The organism is Brevibacillus fluminis, assembly GCF_052072235.1.
GTDB classification, from domain to species: domain Bacteria; phylum Bacillota; class Bacilli; order Brevibacillales; family Brevibacillaceae; genus Brevibacillus_D; species Brevibacillus_D fluminis_A.
Map to the genome: position 1 here is coordinate 2036136 of NZ_CM125436.1, position 16718 is coordinate 2052853.

At 51.2% G+C, this 16718-nt stretch carries 15 protein-coding genes; 14 read left to right on the plus strand and 1 reads right to left on the minus strand.

What is annotated here, in order from left to right; genetic code table 11:
• Positions 1 to 96 precede the first annotated feature (96 nt).
• From ACTID9_RS10105 to ACTID9_RS10140, 8 genes are all read left to right on the plus strand, one after another.
• Complete coding sequence (locus tag ACTID9_RS10105; protein WP_441071127.1) at positions 97 to 1464, plus strand: APC family permease; 1368 nt, start codon at positions 97 to 99, stop codon at positions 1462 to 1464.
• Positions 1465 to 1501: 37 nt separating this feature from the next.
• Entirely contained in the window at positions 1502 to 2731 is a 1230-nt protein-coding gene (locus ACTID9_RS10110) for an amidohydrolase family protein (RefSeq protein ID WP_441071128.1), read from the plus strand.
• A 23-nt stretch (positions 2732 to 2754) separates the two neighbouring features.
• Positions 2755 to 3972, plus strand: coding sequence for an amidohydrolase (locus tag ACTID9_RS10115; RefSeq protein ID WP_441071129.1), 1218 nt, complete (start codon positions 2755 to 2757; stop codon positions 3970 to 3972).
• A gap of 137 nt (positions 3973 to 4109) precedes the next feature.
• Positions 4110 to 5021, plus strand: coding sequence for a DMT family transporter (locus ACTID9_RS10120; protein ID WP_441071130.1), 912 nt, complete (start codon positions 4110 to 4112; stop codon positions 5019 to 5021).
• A 24-nt stretch (positions 5022 to 5045) separates the two neighbouring features.
• The gene (locus ACTID9_RS10125; RefSeq protein ID WP_441071131.1) at positions 5046 to 5612 is read left to right on the plus strand and encodes a flavodoxin family protein; all 567 of its coding nucleotides are present in this window, start codon (positions 5046 to 5048) and stop codon (positions 5610 to 5612) included.
• A 137-nt stretch (positions 5613 to 5749) separates the two neighbouring features.
• Complete coding sequence (locus ACTID9_RS10130) at positions 5750 to 8332, plus strand: S8 family serine peptidase (RefSeq protein WP_441071132.1); 2583 nt, start codon at positions 5750 to 5752, stop codon at positions 8330 to 8332.
• Between the two features lie 224 nt (positions 8333 to 8556).
• The gene (locus ACTID9_RS10135) at positions 8557 to 8961 is read left to right on the plus strand and encodes a hypothetical protein (RefSeq protein WP_441071133.1); all 405 of its coding nucleotides are present in this window, start codon (positions 8557 to 8559) and stop codon (positions 8959 to 8961) included.
• Positions 8962 to 9091: 130 nt separating this feature from the next.
• Positions 9092 to 10309: an MFS transporter gene (locus ACTID9_RS10140; protein ID WP_441071134.1), complete on the plus strand. Its 1218-nt coding sequence runs from the start codon at positions 9092 to 9094 to the stop codon at positions 10307 to 10309.
• 176 nt (positions 10310 to 10485) lie between these two features.
• Here the strand turns inward: ACTID9_RS10140 and ACTID9_RS10145 are convergent, their stop codons facing one another.
• A complete protein-coding gene (locus ACTID9_RS10145) occupies positions 10486 to 10800 on the minus strand; it encodes a hypothetical protein (protein ID WP_441071135.1) in 315 nt (104 codons plus the stop codon).
• A 354-nt stretch (positions 10801 to 11154) separates the two neighbouring features.
• Here ACTID9_RS10145 and ACTID9_RS10150 point away from each other — a divergent pair, with 354 nt between their 5' ends.
• The 6 genes from ACTID9_RS10150 (at position 11155) to ACTID9_RS10175 (ending at position 16497) form a co-directional block, all read left to right on the plus strand.
• Complete coding sequence (locus tag ACTID9_RS10150) at positions 11155 to 12363, plus strand: MFS transporter (RefSeq protein WP_441071136.1); 1209 nt, start codon at positions 11155 to 11157, stop codon at positions 12361 to 12363.
• Between the two features lie 34 nt (positions 12364 to 12397).
• Positions 12398 to 12823, plus strand: a complete 426-nt coding sequence (locus ACTID9_RS10155) for a universal stress protein (RefSeq protein ID WP_441071137.1) — start codon at positions 12398 to 12400, stop codon at positions 12821 to 12823.
• A 155-nt stretch (positions 12824 to 12978) separates the two neighbouring features.
• Positions 12979 to 13557: a TetR/AcrR family transcriptional regulator gene (locus ACTID9_RS10160; RefSeq protein ID WP_441071138.1), complete on the plus strand. Its 579-nt coding sequence runs from the start codon at positions 12979 to 12981 to the stop codon at positions 13555 to 13557.
• A 28-nt stretch (positions 13558 to 13585) separates the two neighbouring features.
• Positions 13586 to 13963, plus strand: coding sequence for a DMT family transporter (locus tag ACTID9_RS10165; protein ID WP_441071139.1), 378 nt, complete (start codon positions 13586 to 13588; stop codon positions 13961 to 13963).
• Positions 13964 to 14114: 151 nt separating this feature from the next.
• Complete coding sequence (locus tag ACTID9_RS10170) at positions 14115 to 15860, plus strand: methyl-accepting chemotaxis protein (protein WP_441071140.1); 1746 nt, start codon at positions 14115 to 14117, stop codon at positions 15858 to 15860.
• Between the two features lie 91 nt (positions 15861 to 15951).
• Positions 15952 to 16497: a pyridoxamine 5'-phosphate oxidase family protein gene (locus ACTID9_RS10175; protein ID WP_441071141.1), complete on the plus strand. Its 546-nt coding sequence runs from the start codon at positions 15952 to 15954 to the stop codon at positions 16495 to 16497.
• The last annotated feature ends 221 nt before the right edge of the window (positions 16498 to 16718 follow it).

The window sequence follows — 16718 nt, forward strand, 5'->3', positions numbered from 1 at the left end:
ACAAGGGATATGCTCGTTTCAACTGGTCAGACCGGTCTTACTGGTATGAGTAAAAGCGAGCATATCTGATCCACTCGAAGGAGGTTTTGCCTTTCCATGAATGTTCACACCGAAGCCAATCTTAGCCTCAAAAGGGTCCTCCCGCTTGCGTCTGTCGTGTTTTATGGATTTGCCTATTTGATTCCTACCTCTGTATTCGATATGTATGGAATCGTCTCGAGCATGACGCATGGCATGCTTGCCCTCACCCACCTGGTGACGGCGATCGCGATGATTTTTACGGCATACAGCTTTGGGCGAATGGCGGCTGTCTATCCGATTTCGGGTTCGTCGTACACGTATGTCCAGCGTGCCATCAGCCCGTATTTGGGCTTTCTGACCGGTTGGGCTCTCCTGAGCGATTATTTGCTGATTCCGATGCTTTCCTATGTAATCGCTGCCAACTATGTGTCGACGGTCTTCCCGCAAATTCCAAGCTGGGTGTGGGTCGTGCTGTTTGCCGGAACCGTGACGTTCATCACGCATATCGGAATCAAAGTGACGGCTTGGGTGAATAACATCATTGTTCTGTTTCAGTTTTTCGTACTGCTGGTTGTCGTCTTTTTTATGTGCAAGCATTTGCTCGGCGGGGGCGGTGCTGCGACGTTTTTTGACTGGAGCGCGTTTTACAACGCCAGGGAGCTTCATCAGGAAGGCGCAGGCTTTGGCGTCATTTTTTCCGGAGCCTCGATTTTGGTGCTTTCCTATTTGGGCTTTGATGCGGTTACGACGCTGGCGGAGGAAACGATCAACCCGCGCGTTACGATTGGCCGGGGGGTTATGATCATCTGCGCCGGGGCGGGAATCGCTTTTACGATCATTTCCTATTTCTTGCTCTTGTCCTGGCCGACTGGCTGGCAGGAATTCGCTGACGTAAACACGGCGTCACTGGAATTGTTCAAACGTGTCGGACTGGATTCATTGACGGTCATCTATCCGTTTTTGGCAGTCATTGGCGCATTGGCCGGTCCTTTGGCCGCACAGACGTCCTGCTCGCGGATGCTGTACAGCATGGGGCGCGACAATATTTTGCCGAAGAAGTTTTTCGGCTATTTGCATCCGAAGCGTTCCACGCCGACGTTCAGCATTTTGTTCATCGGCGGGATCAGCATGATCGCCTCGTTTCTGGATTTGACGACAGCGATTTCCTTGGTGAATTTCGGGGCGCTGTTTGGCTTCACGTTTGTGAATATCGCCGTTATCTTCCATTATTTCATCAAGGAGAATAAACGGAGCGGCTTTAACCTGGTGCGCTACCTCATCGTTCCGCTGATCGGAGCGGGCGTCTGCCTGACGTTCCTGCTGAATCTGGACGGGAATGCGAAAACAGTCGGCTTCGTTTGGCTTGGAATCGGTCTGATCTACCTGGCGATTCACACCAACTTTTTCAGAAAGCTGCCGCCTGAGTTGAAGCTGGACCAGTAAGGGGCTGATTACGAATACAGAAAGGGGCGTGCAAAGGATGAGCACGGGGTATTGGCTGACCAATGTGCGGTTGGAAAGCGGTTTTTGCCTGGAACACGGTGAGGTTGTCGGGACGACGACGGAAAATTGCCGAATCAGGATTGAAAACGGCGTCATCGCGGAAATCGTTTCGTCCGATCAGCCGCTGGAGACGGAATTGCCGTGTCTGGATGGCGAGGATTTGCTGGTACTGCCAGCATTCCGCGAAATGCACATCCATTTGGACAAGACGTATTACGGCGGGCCGTGGCAGGCGTGCATGCCAGCGACGAGCGTATTTGACCGGATCAAAGAGGAGGAGGAGCTGCTGCTGCGCCAGCTGCCGACGGCACAAGCGCGGGCAGAAGCACTGATTCAGCTTGTGGTCAAGCACGGTGCGACCCACATCCGGACGCACTGCAACATCGATCCGGTCGTCGGGCTGCGCAACCTGGCTGCGACCAAAGCGGCGCTTGCCGGCTACGAGGGGGTTATTTCCTCGGAAATCGTTGCGTTCCCGCAGCACGGTCTTTTGCGCAGCGATTCAATCGCCCTGATGAAAGCGGCACTGCAGGAAGGCGCGACGATTGTCGGTGGGGTCGATCCGGCGACGGTAGACGAAAATATCGAAACATCATTGCAGACGATCATCGAGCTTGCGGTGTCGAGCGGAAGCGGTGTCGATCTTCATCTTCATGATGGCGGGCAACTCGGGGTCCACACGATGAGACGGCTGGCGGCGCTCGTTGTGGAGGCAGGGCTGCAAGGCAAGGCGATGGTGAGCCATGCGTTTGCATTGGCTGACGTAACACCTGCAGAAGCAGCCGATGTTGCAGCGGAGCTTGCCTCTGCCGGAATCGGAATTGTATCCACCGTTCCGATCGATATGCCGACGATTCCCATCCCGCTTCTGCATGAAAAAGGCGTGAGCATATCCTTAGGCAATGACAGCATCACGGACCACTGGGATCCATTCGGCACGGGCGACCTGCTGCAAAAAGCAAGCCGGATGGCCGAACGATTCGGCTGGAGCGAGGAACGCTCGCTGGCGGAGTCACTCGGTTTCATCACGGGCGGGAAAAAACCGCTTTCCGCAAATGGCGAGCGGGTGTGGCCGGCGGTCGGGGACGAGGCGTCCATGGTGCTTGTTCAGGCAAGCTGCTCGGCAGAAGCGGTGGCGCGCAGGGCGAAACGACGGGTAGTGCTGGCAAAAGGGCAGGTCATCAGCGGAAGCATCCGCCAGGTGTAGAGGGGAAAGGAGCGGGACGGACGATGCATGCACCTTATTGGTTGACCAATGTGTTGATGGAAAGCGGATTTTTGTATAAGGCGGGCGTGGTTTGCGGAACGAAAACCCAGACGGTTCATCTGCGCATCGAAAACGGCAAGATCGCGCGAATCGTTTCAGGCGATACCATTCTCGCAGACAATGTGGAACGAAAAGATGCCAAAGGCCGACTTGCCCTGCCTGCATTTCGTGAAGCACATTGCCATCTGGACAAGACGCTGCTAGGCGGAGGGTGGCGGGCAAGCAAGCCATTCCGTTCGATTTGGCAAAGCATCGAAACGGAAACCAGGCAGCTCGCCAGCTGGCCGGTACCGACGGCAGAACGGGCGCGAAACATGCTGGCGCTCATGCAGCAGGCAGGCACAACCCATGTGCGGACACATGTCGATCTCTATCCTGAAGTCGGCCTCGCGAATTTGGAAGCGGTGCGCGATGTGCTGGCAGACTATAAAGATAAGCTGACCTATGAGATCGTGGCGTTTCCCCAGCGGGGCTTGCTCCGATCCCAATCGGTCGGCCTGATGCGCGAGGCGCTGCGAAATGGCGCAGCATTGGTCGGGGGTGTCGATCCCGCCACGATTGACGGGGATACCGAAGCGTCCCTGCATGCGATGATGGAGCTTGCGGTTGAAGCTGACGCGGGGATTGACCTGCATCTGCATGACGCAGATCAATTGGGGCTCTATACGATCAAACGGCTGGCAGCGATGACGATCGAGGCAGGCTGGCAAGGGCGGGTGACCGTAAGCCACGCCTACTGCCTGGGGGAAATCGCCGTCGAGGAAGCGGCGGATGCTGCCGACATGCTGGCGGCTGCGGGGATCTCGATCATCACGAGCGTGCCGATCGACAGCCAGATGCCCCCGGTGAAACTGCTCACCGGGAAGGGCGTTCGGGTGGCAGTCGGCAGCGACAATATGTATGACAGCTGGTCGCCGTTTGGGAATGGCGACATGCTCGAGCGGGCAAGCCGACTGGCGGAGCGCTTCCGCTGGATCGACGAGCATTCGCTCTCCCGGGCCTTGGCCTACATTACAGGGGGCAAAACCCCGCTGTCGGCCGATGGACAACAGCAATGGCCGATGGTGGGAGACGATGCCAGTCTCGTGCTTGTCGATGCTTCCTGCTCGGCGGAAGCGGTCGCCCGCGTGGCCGATCGCATGGCTGTGTTGCACCGAGGCAAGCTTGTTGCAGGAGAGTAAACGGGCGCAAGCATGATAAAAGGAGGAACCAGCCGCTACATGGCTGGTTTTTTCATGCCCCCCATTACCAGATTCGCGATTCCCTTGTATGATGGAGAAAGGTTTTGCTTTTGCATCACGCAAGGAGGTCAATTACGGTGAATCGGTTTACTCTCGGGGTCTTTTTTGTCATTCTCTCTGCCGTCGGTTTTGGCGTGATGCCCATCATTGCCAAATATGCGTACCAAGGAGGAGTGAATGTAGACACCCTGCTGACGCTGCGTTTTTCGCTGGCATCCATTTTCTTTTTCTTGTATCTCTGGCTGAAAAAAGGGCATCATGTGTCCATCACGAAAAAAGAATGGCTCGCCCTTGCTTTATACGGGGGCGTCATCTATGCAGTGATTTCCATTCTCTTCTTTTGGTCGATCCAATTCATCCCGGTGTCGCTCGCTTCGCTTTTGCTCTACACGTATCCGGTTTTTGTGGTAGTATTATCCATAATCGTGGAGCGCACGGGAATTTCCAAAATGCTCGTCCTCGCCATCCTGCTTTCACTGCTCGGCTTGGCGCTCGTGCTCGGGACCAGCTTTCATTTGATCAATTACTATGGCGTTATGCTTGCGGTATTGTCGAGCATCGGATACGCAGTCCATATCGTTCTGATGAACCGTACCGTACGCAAGCTGCCGCCATTGATCACGACCGCTTTCGTCATCTTGTTTACCGCGATCAGCCAGCTTCTGTTCGGGATTGCATGCGGCACGCTGCATACCGACTTTTCGGGGAGCGCGTGGCTATCCATTTTGGCGCTTTGCTTCGTTTCTACCATTTTGCCGCTGCTCACGTTTTTTCTGGGTCTGCAGCTGGTCGGACCGACGAACGCATCGATTCTCAGCACGTTTGAACCGATCGTAACGATCCTGCTGTCGGCGCTCCTGTTTCATGAGACCTTCACCTTGCTTCAACTGCTGGGCATCGCGGCTGTTCTGATCGGTGCATTCCTCGTGGTCAAGGGCGGCAGTCAAAAGCCGGCGGACGGGCCTGCAGCCATCGTGGAAAAATCATAACGGGTTAAAGGAGTTCGTAGACATATGCAAAAAGTTCTTGTACTGTACGGCAGTTCCCGAGAAAACGGGAATTCGGAAAAATTGGCCGATCGAGTCGTAGAAGGGCTCGGAGCTACCAAAATCTATTTGCGCGAGCATGCGATCACCCCGATCCATGACAAGCGGCATACCGAGGAAGGCTTTTTGCCGGTGGATGACGATTACGACCGCATCGTGCATCAGATGCTGGCGCACGATGTCATCATTTTCGCGACGCCGCTGTACTGGTACGGCATGTCCGGCATCATGAAAAACTTTATCGATCGCTGGTCACAGAGCCTGCGGGATCGCTCCCTGTCATTCAAGGAGAAGATGGGGCAAAAAACGGCTTACGTGGTCATGACCGGCTACGACCAGGCCAAGCTGAAGGGGCTTCCGCTCGTGCAGCAATTCCAGCACATTTTCGAGTTCGTCACCACGACATATGGCGGCTATATTATCGGGGAGGGCAACAAGCCGGATGATATTTTGGCCGATGCGTCGGCATTGTTTGAGGCGGATAAACTGAACCGCCTACTGCGTGGGGAAACAGCCCAGTCATCGTTTGCATAGAAAAGGGGGACTTGCGCTCGTGAACCCTCTTTAATTGAATCCCAACCACCTAAAATGGTTACTAGGTGTATACTCATGTACAAACTTAGAGACGACAAAAGAGAGAGATAATATCGTATTTAAGGGAGAGGAAATTGATGTTAAAACGTACGGGACTGATCTTTTTAACAGCCGCAGTTATGCTCAATACATTCGTACCATCCGCCTTGGCAAAATCTAAGAAACGCAGTAGTTCTGAGGACGCAATGGGGACCCTTGCAGCGACAACTCAACAATCAAAAGGTCCAATCAAAACTGATCGTGTGATTGTAAAATTAAAAGGTGGTAGCAAGTCGTCCACTAAGAAGACACTCAAAGCAATTCAAGAACATGACTACACAGAAATCGATGATTCTGAGAGAACATACTCCGTCAAGTTGGATGGGGATGAGACAGTGAGTCAGGCGATTAGCGAACTTTCTAACATGAGCGGGGTTGAGTATGTGGAACCTGACTACATCAGGACTGCGCAGGTATACTCAACTTCAACATCTGCTGACGCTGATTATAATTGGGGAGTTAAGTACGTAGGTGCGGATAAACTTGCCAAGAAGATTAAAAGGCCTGCTAAAGGTATCGTTGTAGCAGTGGTAGACTCCGGGGTAAATGCTAACCATGAACTCTTAAAGGACCATTTGGTTCAAGGTTATGATTTTATTGACGAAGACAAAGATCCAGATGATCTTTATGGGCATGGGACACACGTCGCCGGTATTGTGGCTAATACCGTACAGAATCTTCCTATTAAGATCATGCCAGTACGGGTCATTGGAAGTGATGGGTATGGTTATGACTCTAATATTGCTAAAGGTATTAAGTATGCTGTGGATCACGGGGCAAGTGTTATTAACCTTAGCTTGGGACAGCATGGAGAGTCTAAGGCTTTAACCGAAGCTGTCCAGTATGCGGTAAAGAAAAACGTTGTGGTTGTAGTGGCGGCTGGGAACGACCATATTAACGTCTCGGATATTTACCCGGCCGCAATTCCAGAAGCTATTACGGTATCAGCAATTGATAAAGATGGTAAAATAGCCGGATTTTCTAACTTTGGCTATGGTATTGATCTTTCAGCCCCCGGCGTTGATATTGGTAGCAGTTACATCGGTGGTAAGGATTCCTACATTAACATGAATGGCACATCCATGGCGGCCCCATTCGTTTCCGCACTCGCAGCTATGCTTAAGGCTGAGAACAAATCCTATAAAGTTGATGAGATTGAGGCTAAGTTAAAGTCTAATACAAAAGGCGAAGGACACTCGTTTGATCCTGAGCTCGGATTTGGAACTATGAACTTAGCTGGGTACGATAAGTCTGATAAATCTGTAATCCTCAATACCACATATTTCCTACGTGAAGGAACCCCTGAATTGGTTATCAATAACTTGGGGTATAAGACATCTTCCGTTGGGGTTACTGTTAATGGTAGGGATTTGAAGGATATCAATTTTTCGAAAAACGGTAGTTATAGAGTCCCCGTAGATTCGGAGTACGTTTCTGATTGTGACGTTTGCGAAGTAAGAATTAAAGTACAAGATCAGGAAATGTCTTGGGATATCATTTCTCGTGATCCATCCTCTTTGAATATCAGTACAGATTTTGGGGATGGACCCCCAATTGACTATTCTGTTTTCTCTCGTACTCCAGATGGTCCAGTATTTGTAGCAGATAAATTATCCCTCGACCGCTCTGTTACATTTGATACCACGTGGTATCAAGATGATTATCGTGACCTATTTATTATAGTGAGCCTTGACGATTATGAAGGTAACATGTATAGCTTCATCCGCGATGTGGGTCTAAATGATTCCGTAGAACTGAAAGTGGAAGACTTGGTTAAATTAAAGTTGACCTCCCCTAAAGATTCAGGCGATAAGACATTTTTTGCGTTGCCTTACATTGACGGCGTCATGCTACCTTACAATATCCGTGTCATTACATCGGCAAGTAACCTTAACTATTACTTAGATAAGGGCACTTACGATTTCGGGGTTTCCTCAGAGGGGGCGAAGATCCCTTACATTTTGATTTCTAATAAATTTAAAGTTAAATCTAATGCTTCCATTGACTTAAGTAAAGTTAAATCCCATACTGTAACTTTTAATACCTCAGCATTGGATCTACATGGTGGTCATCAAGATGACCTCGTTGTGAGAATCTTAGATTCTGCAGGGTGTTACCAAGATAAGATTTTCCAGTTTGCTAGATCAGGAAAACTCTTATTATCCCCAGGGGCATATAAGTTCCAATTGGAACAATTAGACGAGCAGTCATCGCATGGAAGTGTAAAGTTCTATGATCATCTCTTGGTCACTCCAGACCAGGTGAGTGTAGATAAGAACATAGAGGTACCTTTTGGTGGCAATCTCTACAGTAAATTAGTTCTATCGAATACTCAATTAAGTTCAAGCAATCCGATTCTATCGGGGGTCCATACCGTGGTAGACTCCTTTGGAAACTATGCGCCCCAATATGTTAATAATGCGGCGGATTATCCTATCACAGTAACCATTAGATCCAATAACGGTTCTAGACCTATCAGTGTATCTGTAACTAAAAACTTTTACATTGACTTAGCCCCGTATAATCTTGCGCCGGGAGAATACACTTTGGAGCATGGTGGGGTGTATGAAGTTCCAGCAGGAATTCCACAAAATGCTATTACCAATTTCACAATTAATTAACCAAAGGGTTGTTGGAGACGTCTCCAACAACCTTTCCTTTTATTAGAGTAATCTCAGTGATCCTTTAACCGAAATACACTCAAATAGTCAGACCCAACTTTATAATTAATTTAAGCCAATGACCGGGCATCGTGAATACACTTACAGGCTTAAATGAACTAAAACATAAATGGGAGGAAACGAATTGGTACTTATTATATCTAATGAGGGAGGATCAGGGACTTATGAAAAAGGGAATATCTAAATTTCTAGTAAAAGGGTCCGTAGTGATTGCAGCATTGGCTGTTTCAAATCCCGGAATTTATGTTCGGGCATCTGAGACTGAGGTAGTTCAGTCAGGACCACTAATCACCCCCAAAGACATAAAAGCCGCCTACATACAGTCAGGTGAGGTCAAATTGTCCTGGCCTAGTATTGAAGGTGTTAAGACGTACGGGGTCTTCCGGGATGGTGATTTTCAGGGGGAAGTAGTAGATCCAACTTTTATTGACAGCACTATAGTTCCAACTAAGACCTACTCTTATCAGGTAGAAGCGCGTAGTGGCGATAGTAGAAGCGATAAATCTCTGCCATTTTCCGTGACTTCGCGCGGTCCTTTTTTAGTGCAGAAATTCCTTACAAAAAAGTAGCACATTCTCCAGATTCACCGTCTTGTATTCTGAGGATGCTTCCCCTAGAATGAACCAATGACCAAAATCCGTTTTTTGTCGCTTGTTCATAATGAAGCAGCGGGTTTGGGAAAGGAGAGAGAGTGGTAACGTGAATTCACAAAAGTTGAACAATGGACCTTTGCTGATTTTGATGGTAAACATGTTTATTGCCATGCTCGGGATCGGCTTGATCATTCCGGTTTTGCCGAAATATATGCAATTGTTTGGTGCAACGGGGGCCGATTTGGGGTATTTGGTAGCAGCATTCGGGCTTACGCAATTCCTCTGTTCGCCGATTGCCGGAGAATGGTCCGACAAGTACGGGCGAAAGCTGATGATCTGGACCGGATTAGGCGCTTTTGCGCTGTCCCAGCTGATTTTTGCCATGGCGGATTCGATGTGGCTCTTGTATGTGTCCCGCTTGATCGGGGGCATGGGAGCGGCTGCGATGATCCCGTCCATGATGGCGTTCGTGGCGGATATTACCACGAATGAAAACCGGGGGAAAGGGATGGGCCTTCTGGGGGCATCCATGTCGCTCGGATTCGTCATCGGGCCGGGAATCGGCGGGTTTTTGGCGGAGTTAGGCCTGCGCGTTCCGTTCTACGTATCCGCTGCCGTTGCAGGCTTGGCGACGATCGCCTCGCTGATTTTCCTGAAAGAGACGTTGTCGCACGAAGCGCAGCTGGAAGCGAGAAATTCGCAGAAGAAACGGGAGAACATTTTCAAGCAGTTCGCGATGTCGGTGAAAGCGCCGTACTTTGTGCTGCTGATCCTGATTTTCACCTTGACTTTTGGCCTCGCGAACTTTGAAGCGATCTTCGGGCTTTATGTCGACAAGAAATATGCGTACACCCCTACGGATATTTCTATCATCATCACCGTTGGGGCGTTGGTTGGGGTGATCATCCAGTCCGTGTTTATCGATAAGCTCCTGAAGCGTTTTGGTGAGAAGAAACTGATGAACGCGAGCTTTCTCATTGCGGCGATCAGCTTTTTGCTGATGCTGTTGTCGGGCAACTTCTGGTACACACTGGTAACGTCCTCCATCTTTTTCGTCTTCACGTCCATTTTGCGTCCGGCGATCAATACGCTGCTGTCCAAAATGGCCGGGCAGGAACAAGGTTTCGTCGCAGGGATGAACAATGCGTACATGAGCCTCGGCAATATCGTCGGGCCGACGCTGGCGGGCATTTTGTTCGATGTCCACGTCAATCTGCCGTATGTGTTCGGCGCTGTGATTTTGCTGGGGAGCCTGGTGATGTCGCTCGGCTGGAACCGACGGACTGCCAGCCAAAAGAACATGGCTACAGCCGTACAGCGCTGACCGCTGCCGAAACTGATTTGGGGAAAGGACAGCCGGAGCCTTGCACAAGGACCGGCTGTTTTCTATTACAGCTGCAGCGTGCGCGAACGGGTGGAGAGGAAGTCACCCAAGCGATCCGTGCCGAAATCGCTAAAGCAGGAGCGGATGACATGATTCATACGACTTGAGCGTGACGGCTACCTTTGCGACGTAGCCAGAAGATAATACTTGCCCATCTGCTTGATGGCAAGCTGCTCGCTGCTGTTGGCGCCTTTGATTTCATACACCATCCGGGTGCCTCGAATGAATGATGCTTGTCCCAAATGCGTGCCGATCTCACGCGACGGCAATTGGCGATCTGAAACGGCATATGTTTTTCCGCCCCAAACGATTTCAGCCGGAATCGGGCCCAGCTCTTCCGGGCTTGCAGGGAGAGATTCTTGCCCCGGGGCGATTTCAGACGAACCGGTGAGCAAGAGCAAGGAAAGCAAAAGAATCGAAAGATCTTTCATTGCGGGACACCTCCTCTATGGTCTTCTCCGAAGGATTCGCTGCCATGTTTTGTTTCCCTTTATTTTCCATCTCGACAACTTTCTACTGCTCGCGCGAAAAAGCGCAAACCAATGTGTGTTCGAGGACGTAAACCTACGCGGGTTTGCGTTTTTTTGTTTCTCCAGAATCGAAATCAGAAGGGGTTGACAGCGTGAAAGTAAGTTGTATAATACAAATACATAGTTTCATCATACAACTAAATTCAATTGGGAGCTTCAGAAGTATCCGTCCCTGTCCGCCTTGGCGATATGATACAAGCGGGGGCTGGGGAGAATACTACTACGATGCATCCCAAATGGAGGGGAAAGAAAGAGATGTCGTCAGATTCGCAGTATCAGGATCTAACCCAACAGCAAAGTGCGTTTCGTCAACCGCTGTCGGTGTGGGTCATCGCATTCGCCTGTGTCATTTCGTTTATGGGGATCGGTCTCGTTGACCCGATTTTGCCGGCGATTGCGAAAAAAATGAACGCAACACCCAGCCAGGTTTCGCTCTTATTTACCAGTTATAACCTTGTTACCGGCATCGCGATGCTGATTACCGGTTTTGTGTCCAGCCGTTTGGGAACAAAGTGGACGTTGGTTGCTGGCGTGTTCATCATCATCGTTTTCAGCGCGCTGGCCGGCAACTCCAATACGATCAATGCGATCGTGTGGCTGCGCGGCGGTTGGGGATTGGGGAACTCGCTGTTTCTGGCAACCGCTTTGTCCGCGATCGTCGGGTTATCGGCTTCCGGTGCTGCCAAGGCGATTATTTTTTATGAAGCGGCGCTTGGGATCGGGATCGCTGTCGGTCCGCTTCTTGGCGGGGAGCTTGGCTCGATTTCATGGCGCGGCCCGTTCTTTGGCGTCAGCGTGCTGATGGCTGTCGCATTCCTGTTTTTGCTGTTCGTCATGCCGAATGTGGCAAAGCCAAAAAAACCGATCAAACTGTCTGCACCATTCAAAGCGCTCAGCTATCCCGGCCTTTTGACGTTGGGCGTTGTTGCATTCCTGTACAACTTCGGCTTTTTCACGTTGATGGCGTACTCGCCGTATTTAATGGAGTTAAACGAGCGCGGTCTGGGCTTCGTTTTCTTTGGCTGGGGCTTGCTGCTCGCCATCACATCCGTTTTCGTCGCACCGCGTCTGCAGCAGCGATACGGAACGGTTACGTCCATCATTTCGGTACTGAGCATTTTTGCAGTGATTTTGCTGGTGATGGGAATCGGCTCTTCCGTTCCGGCCATCATCATGGCTTGCGTGGTGATCTCCGGGTTTTTCCTTGGCATCAACAACACCCTGATCACGACAGCGGTTATGGAATCCGCTCCGGTTGAACGTTCCGTGGCATCTGCGGCGTATAGCTTTGTCCGTTTTTTGGGCGGCGGGATTTCGCCGTGGCTTGCAGGCAAACTGGCGGAAATGTTCAACCCGAGCGTGCCGTTTATTTTCGGCGGCGCGATGGTTTTGCTCGGCGTGCTGTTCCTTGCCGCGCGTCGCAAGCATCTCGCAGGCATCGACTCGGCAATTCATCACCATTAATCGGTTTTTTGTGAGAAATTGGGAGGGATGGCTTATGTATCAGCGAATATTGGTTCCGGTCGACGGCTCGGCGCATGCTCGTCATGCGGTCCGGTCCGCCAGATGGATTGCGGAAAGCGCCGGGCAAGATGTCAAAGTGACCCTTTTGCATGTGAACCCGACGATCACGCTCAATGAAGTGGCGATTGATGTGGACGACATCGATCAAATACAGGAGAAGGAAGGACGCAAAATCGTGGCAAAGGCGCAGGAGCTGTTTGCTGACACCGGGATCCAGTGCGAGACGGTCTGCCGTTTCGGCAATCCGGCGAAAACGATTTGCGAGATCGCAAAGGAAGGCAACTACGACTTGATCGTCATGGGCAGCAGAGGGCTTGGGCTGCTCAAGGAAATGCTGATCGGCAGCGTCAGCCACGATGTGATTCAAGGTGCGCATTGTCCCGTATTGATCGTGAAATGATTGTTCAAGCAATCGAAAAAAGACAGCAGAGGCGCGGGCCTGATGATGCTGTCTTTTTTTTGCTCCATTTCCTTGCCTTTGCCTTATGCGTGTGCTACTCTTTAGCTAACGACCGGTAGGTAGGAAAACTGCCGTGAATAAGAGAGGGAAGAGATATGACGTTAGCACAAATCAAGGCCGTTTCCTTGCCATTGTTCGCAAAGCATGGCTATGAGGGCGCGTCGCTTTCTGACATCGCACAGGGCGTGGGGATCAAGAAGCCGTCGATTTACGCGCATTTTAAAGGGAAAGAAGACTTGTTCCTCGCTGTTTTTGAAGATGTCCTGCATCATCAGGTCGTGGCGATGGAACAGCTTCTCAGGGAGATGGACCGTTCGGATACGGAAAAGGTGCTGTACGCCTACCTGCGGGCCAATTGCCTTTATTTTAAACAAGAGGACGTGAAGGCTGCTTTTTTGAAACGGGCGATGCTGTTTCCGCCGGCTGCGTTGGCAGACGAGCTGCGCGCGCGTTTTCTGCGGCAGGAAGAGCAGCTGCTGGCGAGCCTGACCGGCATTTTCACGGAGGGCTTGCAAAAAGGCCACTTGCGTCCCAACAAGCTTGCTGATTTGATCGCTGCCTTTTTGGCGATGATGGATGGCTTGTTCATCCAGCTTTATTATTACACGGACGAAAACCATGACGAGCGGATCGAAGGTGCCTGGAACATTTTCTGGTCCGGCGTAAAACAATAAACAGACGGATTGAGGGGAGACATACGATATGGCATGGGTATTTTTGATTGTGGCAGGTCTTTTTGAGGTGGTTTGGGCGATGGCAATGAAATATAGCGAAGGCTTCTCGCGACTTTGGCCGACGGTGATTACCATTGCGGGGATGATGGTCAGCTTCTACTTTTTGTCGCTGGCGCTCAAAACGCTGCCGATCGGTTCTGCATATGCGATCTGGACGGGGATCGGCGCGCTTGGGACCGTTATTTTTGGGATGGTGTTTTTGGGCGAACCGCGCCATACGCTGAAGCTGGTGTTTTCCGCGCTTCTGATCATCAGCATCATCGGCCTGAAAGTAACCTCCGGCTCCGCTGAGCAAGGGCAGGACGATGCGAAAACAGTCGCGGTCCAGCAGACCGAGCGGATGTAACCGATTTTCACTTCTTCCGGGGGAAAAAGTTCCGGCTCTTTTCAATGTGAAAGGGGCCGGTCTTTTTTTTAGCTGCAAAAGGTTTCAACCCGATCGGTTCGGGGGTACTATCCATATAAAACAGAACCACCTGGTTGTGGGGGGAGAGAACATGATAAGGAAAAGTCTCATATTGAAAGCGAACTTGTTTATCGTACTGCTTGTTTTTCTGCTAGCCTCGTGTTTCACCACCGTTTCCTATTATCGGGATGAAACGATGTATTACGAGAAGCTCAAAGGCATCAGCGCGATGGATGTCATCTTGTGGCAAGCTTATCCGGATGACGTGCAAAAGATGGTCTCCGCGATTCAAGCCAATCCTGACGCATACAAGACGGATGCAACCATCAAATCGTTCGCACCGATGCTTGAAGGCGCGCTAAAAAAAGATTTGGCTACAAATTCATATCTGATGTTTCCAGGGGTTCACACCACCGGAGGCAAAAACACGCTGAAAATGGTCCTTGCAAACGAGGCGCTTTATCATGCGGGTATTACTCCGGGCAGCGAGTATGAATTGACACCGGAATATTTGCAGGCATACAAAGATTTTGAAGCAACCGGACTCGGCATTTCGCAGCCGTACACCGACCAGTACGGGACGTGGGTGACGATTTTGAGCCCGCTCACAAATGCCAAAGGCGAGCTGATCGCGGTATTCGGCATTGATTTTGATTACAACAGGATAAAAGGCGAACTCAATCGTGCGCTGTGGGATAGCGTCAGCATCGCAATCGGACTTGAGGCATTGTGTATCGGGATCAGCGTGTTCGTGATCCGGCGCGTGCTGAAGCCGGTGAAAGAGATGTCCCGCCTCAGCTTGAACGCCGCGAACGGCGATTTAACCGTCACGGCTGCCATCCATTCCAACGATGAGATCGGACAGATGTCCGCCAATTTCAATGCGATGATCGCCAACATGCGCTTGTTGATCGGACATACGCAGGAGATTGTCAACCAGCTGACAGGCTCCGCTGAGACGTTGCTGCAAAATGCCGAGCAAACGGCGAAAGCGAGCGAACAGATCGCAAACGACATTCAGGAGGTTGCGACCGGAGCCGAAGCACAAACCCAAGGGGCGGAAGAGACAGCGCGGGCGATGGAGGAAATGTCGCTCGGCATCGTGCGCATCGCCGAATCGGCGTCGCGTGTTTCAGAGTCGGCTATCGATGTATCGGGTCATGCAGCACAGGGAAATGACGTGATCCAGACGACGGTCAGCCAAATGAATGCGATCAACCATTCGGTCCGCGAATCCGCGAACGTGATCGAAGAGCTGTACAACCACTCGCAGGAGATCAGCAAAATTACCGATGTCATCACGGATATTTCCAACCAAACCAATCTGTTGGCCTTGAATGCTGCGATCGAGGCAGCGCGGGCAGGCGAGCATGGGCGCGGCTTCGCAGTGGTGGCCGACGAGGTACGCAAGCTCGCGGAACAGTCGAAAAAGTCTTCCGACCAGATCGCCACGCTGATCGTCGGGGTGCAAGCAGCTACGAGCCGCGCGATGGAGCAGATGGCGCACGCAGAAAGCGATGCAAGTGCGGGTGCTGCGGTCGCCAATGAAGCGGGACAAGCGTTCGGACGCATCGTCTCCGCAATCCAGGAAGTAACGGGACAGATTCAGGAAGTGTCCGCATCCGCTGAGCAGATGTCGGCCAGCTCGGAGGAAATCACCGCGACGATCGAACAAGTGGCGGGAACAGCGAAAGAAGGCGCTTTGTACAGCCAGAATGTGGCCTCCGCGTCTGAAGAGCAGCTTGCTTCCATGCAAGAAATCAGCGCATCGACGCATCGGCTGAACGAATTGGCACAGGATCTGCGCAAAGCGATCAGCCAGTTCAAACTGTCCTGATAAAAAGGTTGAAAACTGTCTATTTTTCAAAGACAGAATCCCTCTTACAATCTCTTTAAAGACACAAGCAGTTGAAAAAGGAGAAGGTAAGATGGAAGCCATGCGCTACGCAAAACGAACCTGTACCGATCAAACGAAAATCGATGAATTTTTGAACCAGGCGAAGACGGGTGCGCTGTCCATGGTGGATGGCGAGTTCCCGTATGTCATCCCGCTGAATTTTGTCTGGCATGATGGTGCCATTTACTTCCACGGCGCAGATGCCGGTCGCAAAGAGCGTGTTCTGCAAGCCAACAGCAACGTTTGTTTTTTGGTCAGCGAAGAGTACGGGACGATTACCGATCCGGTCCCGGCAGAGACGGACACCGCTTATATGAGTGTGATGCTTTTTGGAAAGGCGGAGCGGATCACCGAGCTGTCACAGGCGACAGGCGCCTTGCAGGCGATGCTCGATAAATATGTGCCTGGCTATTATGAGCAGCAATTGTCACGCCAGCATGTGGAAAAGTATCGTTCGTCTCACGGCGCGCAGGTAGCGGTGTACAAGATCACACCGACAGAGGTGACAGCCAAAGTGAATCCCGTCAATGAGCAGAAAATGTTCATGCCTGGCCGACGGGTGCAGCAGGATGTGTAACGGCAGCAGGAGCCAGATACCAGGCAAAAATAAATAGACAAACGATATGTGGCCATTCGCAAGCTTGTTCACGCAAGCGAGCGGGCCAAGCGATAGACCCTGCGGTTTTTCGAAAAGCCGTCGGGGTCTTTTTTCTGCTCGTTTTACCGTGCGCGCGTGCGGGTAGAAAAACAGCCAAATGCAGGTTTGTATGGAAAAATTTTTGCAAAGTGTGCTACAAT